The following is a 1,149-nucleotide window of genomic DNA, read 5'->3' on the forward strand; positions in this document are numbered from 1 at the left end:
ATCTATTAATTTATTTTTTATATTTCTATGCCAGTATATCCAATATAAATGGAAAAAATATAATAAAGGAACAGTCAATGAGAAATGAAAAAATAAAATCATGCATGTATGGATAGATGTTATAATAAAAGTTCTGCATTTTGTGAACCGTTGAAAAAATTATATAAAATATTTTAATTAATATTTTATAATGATATTTATCACATATTATCAATAATTTCATTATGGCAGGCTTAACATAACAACTGTTTATGTTATATATTAATCCAGCACATTATTCCTTTTAAATATTTTTATATACACATAACCATTTAAATTATTATGGACGACACATACAGTCATATATCAAATATTTATGGGATGAACCATTATGAAATAGATAAGCCATTCCAGGAAATCCTTGAATTTTATGCTGAAAAAAGATTAAACCTTGATCGTCTGGGTTTATATGCCGGAAAGGAACTCTATGAAATTACAGATTATATAGATAAAATATCACCACCGGTACTTAAAATGTGGGGAATAGATGGTGAAAGAATAGACAGCGTTCTTATAGATACCATGGAAAGGCAGGCCATTGAAAGGCTGATTAAGGACTTCGGCATTAATAAACCATATTTTCATGGAAAATCCATAATAGAACATTATGCAATGGGATATCTTGTTGCCGATCCGGGAATATACTGCATTATAACACTTACACATCAAACCGCATACGCCCTGCACAAGTATGGTAATGGCGCCTTCAATGATTATGTTTCAGGGCTTATTGGTGATTCAGATAATATAATGCTTGGTGCAACATGGTTTACCGAAATACAGGGAGGCAGCGATCTGGGTGCAAATCAAACAGTGGCGGAATCAAAAAATAATCTATGGTATCTTACCGGGGATAAATACTTTGCAAGCAATGCAGGCCTAGCTGATGTGTCATTAACATCTGCATTTCATGATGGAAACCATGGTGCAAAAGGCTTATCACTTTTTGTGCTGCCAAGAAGAAATATTGATGGCGATCTAAATTATCATGTTAGGCGGCTCAAGGAAAAAAGTGCCACAAGGAGCGTGCCATCCGGTGAGGTTGAACTAAACAGATCTGAGGCACAGATGCTTGGTGATGCAGGTCGCGGAATCTATTATATAACTGAA

Annotated in this window: 1 protein-coding gene; it reads left to right on the plus strand. The window is 33.8% G+C overall.

All coding sequences use genetic code 11. The annotated features are described in order from the left end of the window. Positions 1-321: 321 nt before the first annotated feature. On the plus strand, positions 322-1,149 hold an 828-nt coding region (locus AOG54_RS03835), incomplete at its 3' end, for an acyl-CoA dehydrogenase family protein (protein WP_201779316.1).

Origin of the sequence: Acidiplasma aeolicum, assembly GCF_001402945.1 — an archaeon.
Lineage (GTDB): Archaea > Thermoplasmatota > Thermoplasmata > Thermoplasmatales > Thermoplasmataceae > Acidiplasma > Acidiplasma aeolicum.